The 4,264-nt window shown below is 40.9% G+C and carries 3 protein-coding genes and 1 pseudogene; all 4 read right to left on the bottom strand.

Going from position 1 to position 4,264, the window contains the following annotated elements; translation table 11 throughout:
* Nucleotides 1-35: 35 nt before the first annotated feature.
* Nucleotides 36-2,138 (bottom strand): annotated as a pseudogene (locus tag ACOTX7_RS23915) (hypothetical protein); the annotation flags it as partial.
* A 119-nt stretch (nt 2,139-2,257) separates the two neighbouring features.
* Complete coding sequence (locus tag ACOTX7_RS23910) at nt 2,258-2,812, bottom strand: plasmid transfer protein (protein ID WP_000235773.1); 555 nt, start codon at nt 2,810-2,812, stop codon at nt 2,258-2,260.
* A gap of 8 nt (nt 2,813-2,820) precedes the next feature.
* Entirely contained in the window at nt 2,821-3,246 is a 426-nt protein-coding gene (locus ACOTX7_RS23905) for a hypothetical protein (RefSeq protein WP_000836981.1), read from the bottom strand.
* Nucleotides 3,236-3,688, bottom strand: a complete 453-nt coding sequence (hdtA, locus tag ACOTX7_RS23900) for a H transfer determinant A (RefSeq protein ID WP_000952689.1) — start codon at nt 3,686-3,688, stop codon at nt 3,236-3,238. The genes ACOTX7_RS23905 and hdtA overlap by 11 nt, the downstream gene beginning before the upstream one ends.
* Nucleotides 3,689-4,264 lie beyond the last annotated feature (576 nt).

The following is a 4,264-nucleotide window of genomic DNA, read 5'->3' as shown; positions in this document are numbered from 1 at the left end:
GAAGATGCGTGATCTGATCCTTCAACTCAGCAAAAGTTCGATTTATTCAACAAAGCCGCAGCAACCTTGACCCTTTGTACAAAGGTCGTTGCATCGTTGTTTGAGGAACGATTTTTAAATGACGTTTTGACAGCCTCAGAGCCGTTTTGAGAGACGATCATCGTAACGTCAGCTGGTACCACCTTCGCTAATATTCGAGCGGCCTCCCCCCCGGTCGTATAAGCCAGAGCAGTGTTCGGATTGATGCCTGCTATGACTTTATTCTTTTTGTAAGAGATGATCGGGTTGTATGGTAATTGTGTGGTCAGAGTACGGCGATTCCTTGCGGAAACCGCTTTAGAGCCCTTCCCGTTAATCATATAGACTTGATAGTCGAGCAGATTCTCACCTGTTTTATTAAAGAATCCAGTTAGACCCGGGGTACGTCCTTTAAAATAGAACTCCAACCCATCAGGGACATTGTTCCACTGAGGGTAGCATGCTGTAACATCTGATTTTTCCCCATACCAGGCGAGGTAAGCATTCGCATTTTCCTCTGTGGTAAACAGAGTGCATTTATCACCAGCTGTTTGACTAAGCAGGTCCGTATACTGACGTACGCGCGAGTAAAGAGTTACGTTTTTTTCCAGATTCTTAAGAGTGAATCCAGTAGGTTGATAAGTGAACACGGTACTGAAATTTACGTTTTTTCCATAAAGGTTTTCAGCCACCACAGTAATCTCGTGATCCGAATTAACTGCTAAATCGTCTCCAACCGGCAGGTAGTAAATACCTTTATAATTTGTAGGTGTTAACGAAACTACTTTGTTGTCTATTGTTACTGATTTTATGTCAGCAACCCCAGCCTGCCCCTGGAAAGCTGCAACGATAATCTCGTTCAGGAAGTATACGGGTGCTCGTTTAGTTAATACCTGCCCATCTTTGAGAACCATAAGCGTTGGGTTATCAGACAGCATCAGTTTGCTTTCAGGCTCAGTGTACGTAGAAGAGTTTTTGCTCGTATTTTCTACTGTAAAAGTCGCTGCGTAGGACCCGTTTATAAGATCCGTTAAGTCAAAGATATAGAGGTACTCATCACCGACTTTTTGAGGTCCACTTACCGGCTGTAAAGTTCTACGTAAAGGGGTTGCCCAGGACTGTTTGAAATCAATCTCAGTGCCATCATCTAAAGTCACTTTAGTCGTCGGCTTAAACACGCCATCCGGAGTCATAGTGAGCGACATAGCTGTTGGGAGCCACCATTCACCTTCTGTTTCTTGCTGGGGTACCTTAACGGCCACAGCAACGGTTTTGGCTCCGGTATAGATGTCCTGGCCACCTACTTTGATTGTTTTAGCCTCATCGGTAAAATTCCAAAGTGTATGGTCTACTACAGGAGGCCGATAATCCCAGTTAACAACAAGCTTTTTGGATTCAGGAGGTGCGAAATAATTATTCTTAGAGTTTGCTGTAATTGTGATATCACGTGAACCCAAAAGTTCATCTGTATCACTGGCCTTAATGCTTCCAACTTCAATGGTACAGGAAGTTCCGCCAATAGGTACTTCACAGGCGGAGCCTGAACCTATTGAGATGTATTGAATATAATTGCGGGGTTCAACAGAAACAGCGATATCTTTGATCGCTTCATCCTTTAAATACGATTTGAAAGAAAAGCCGTCATAGACTAATCCGTTCAGGGATGATTTAAGACCGGTGATAGTTGGTTTTACCGGTGCCACACTTTTGATTGAATATTCACCTTTTACTATTTCAACTTTTTTCCGTTCAGAACCAGAGAAGTAAGAAATCTTGTAAGGTAGTTTTAAATCACCGGTGGTGTTGGGAACGCCTGAAAGAGTGAAGCCGTTAGAAGTTAATTCCAAGGTATTGGGTAACCACTCAAAAAAACAAACGAGGTTATCAACAGAGGAAGTCGCTCGATCATCAACCGTTACATTACAGGCTGTGCCTGCACCTGAGGCAGTGATAGTGTTAGAATTAACGTATGCAACAAAGTCGCCCGGCCCCGGGTCAAAGGATACGGCTGGCAAATCAGCCTGTAGCTTTCCTGAAATCATAATCGCTTCAGCATAGACCGCTTTAATCGGAGCAATTAAAGAAAACAACAGGGCTAAACCTAAACCTGATTTTCTCATGACGAATACCTGTTTTTCTGAGCAAAATTAAACTCACTTTACGATGAAAAACAGAAATATCCGTTCGTATAACATTTAAAAAAACCTGTATTTTTCCGTATATTCCGTATGTTAATGCGCTATTTTGAATTCTTGGCTTCAGATAAGCGAAGCGCGGTAATTATAGACTCGGAGCTTACCCAGGGCGTTTTTTGAGCAAGATATCCAAGTATGTAGAGGCCAATTTTAACGCAATCCATTTGTGAGACGGGGACCATGTGCATGAAGGGTTTTAAGCCATCTTTATCGACTGGAACTATCCCTGCGGATAACAACAAACCGCCCCTCTCGTTTGGGGTAACGCTTATATTTTTGTATACGACGTGGCCATGATGTGAGGTTTTCCTCTTATCAATCTTTAAAGTATGCATGATTCTAAGAAATACAGATGCCATCTGCATAACTTCATTCGTCGACAATTTTAGAAGTACAGAACGGTTTGAGCCCCAGTCATAATCTTTTTTTGCGTTCCTTGGAGCGACGTGCAATGTAAGATAATAATTATCAATCTCATTTGAAAAAGGTGAAGGTTTTGATGAGCTAACATCTTCATTGTTCATCTCAATGACAAGGGCTGCATCCTGACCAAATGCTTTAACATTATGGTTTTTAAGAGCGAAGTCTGAAGTTGCCATATAAAAAGTCACTTTTGATAAAACCACATACCGCCTAATGATTCATCATCGGCAAGATGCTTGAAATTTGATAGTGTAAATCCTGTTTTGGTTTCAGAAATCACCAGGCTGTAAGATGCCGTATGTACAAGGCGAGAATTGTTTAGATCAAGATCATCACAAAAACCAGGGCTTTTGACGGGGTCAGCCTTTTCAACAAAAGTTACTTTTGAAGCGATGCCGTTGATCACGATTTTCTCGTTATCAGCAATTTTAATGTTTAAAGAAGGCGAGCTTTTATCACATGGCAGGAAGAGTGATGTCTTTTTAAATGTGTTTCCAGTGAAGTCCAAAAGGTCAGGTTTAACCGGAACATTGTTTAGGATTTTATAAACTCCAGCAAATGCACATAACACAACAAAACCAGATAAAACATATCTAATCTTAGACTTCATCCCCCAGTTCCTCTCCTAAAAGTTTTAACGCGCTTACGCACATAAGCCTCAACTGATACAGTAAGTTATCAGCGGTTATTCCACCAACGAAGGTAACTGTACGTCGTATTGATGCTCCGCCAGGCTCGCACTGGATATGGCCAATACCAGAATCACGGAGGAAGTCATTTTCTGCACTTACAAGGTCTGACTCTACAGGTGGAATGATAACTTCAATGAGTATTGTATCAACTGGGGCCCACTCCCAATCGAACTTAAGAGAGGAAATTGGGGATATAGAAACAAGAAGCTCATCAATATTAAAAATTACGGGTTTTATTCCCATAACCTCAGACTGAATGAAGTGGCTTTCTACCATAACTACCGGAAACTCTGAAATAGTCAGAACTCCGATTAACTGGTCTCGGCGTAAACCATGTATTAGTGAGTTGCGAGATAGCATTCGATCAGCCTTTATTATAATAATCAATCATTTGGGACAAGGACAAAAGGGATTACAGAAACGAAGATTCTACATGAACATCGTTGTCAGTGACCTTAGGTCCATCGGGTATAAGGGTATCAAAAAATCCTTACATAACCATTAAACCACAAAGACTTTTTACGTAAAATAATAATTAAGTACCAGATTTATTAAGATAATTCTTAGGTTTTTTACAAATTTAGGAAAAATCCGCACTTCCTGTAACAGCATCCAAATTAACCTAAAATACCGTTTCATTAACAGTAATTTTACAGATTCAGCTGAAGCCTGAGTTTATTATAACAAAAAAAAGGCCAGCAAGTATGCTGGCTTTCCTGGTAAGACAAGTTGAACTCAGAAGTCGATTGTACTGTCTCTCACCTATCTTGCCAAAGTCGCTAGTCGCTTGTTTGCCTTAGCTTTAGATTTTATGCTTATGGAGGCGGTTTGATTTTCATCCGATACTTTTTCTAGCACTGGCACCACAGAGGAAATGGACTTTTCTTTTGAAATTTTGGATGCACCTGGGCTTTGTTGAATAAATCAGATTTCGGG

It is taken from the genome of Enterobacter cloacae complex sp. IR5418, assembly GCF_049238105.1.
Lineage (GTDB): Bacteria > Pseudomonadota > Gammaproteobacteria > Enterobacterales > Enterobacteriaceae > Enterobacter > Enterobacter hormaechei.
Note: the sequence above shows the minus strand (reverse complement) of the source record. Positions and strands in the feature narration are given on the sequence as shown.

Coding starts and splice junctions, on each gene's coding strand:
- hdtA (WP_000952689.1), bottom strand. CDS start 3,688: ATGCTATCTCGCAACTCACTAATACATGGTTTACGCCGAGACCAGTTA.
- ACOTX7_RS23910 (WP_000235773.1), bottom strand. CDS start 2,812: ATGGCAACTTCAGACTTCGCTCTTAAAAACCATAATGTTAAAGCATTT.
- ACOTX7_RS23905 (WP_000836981.1), bottom strand. CDS start 3,246: ATGAAGTCTAAGATTAGATATGTTTTATCTGGTTTTGTTGTGTTATGT.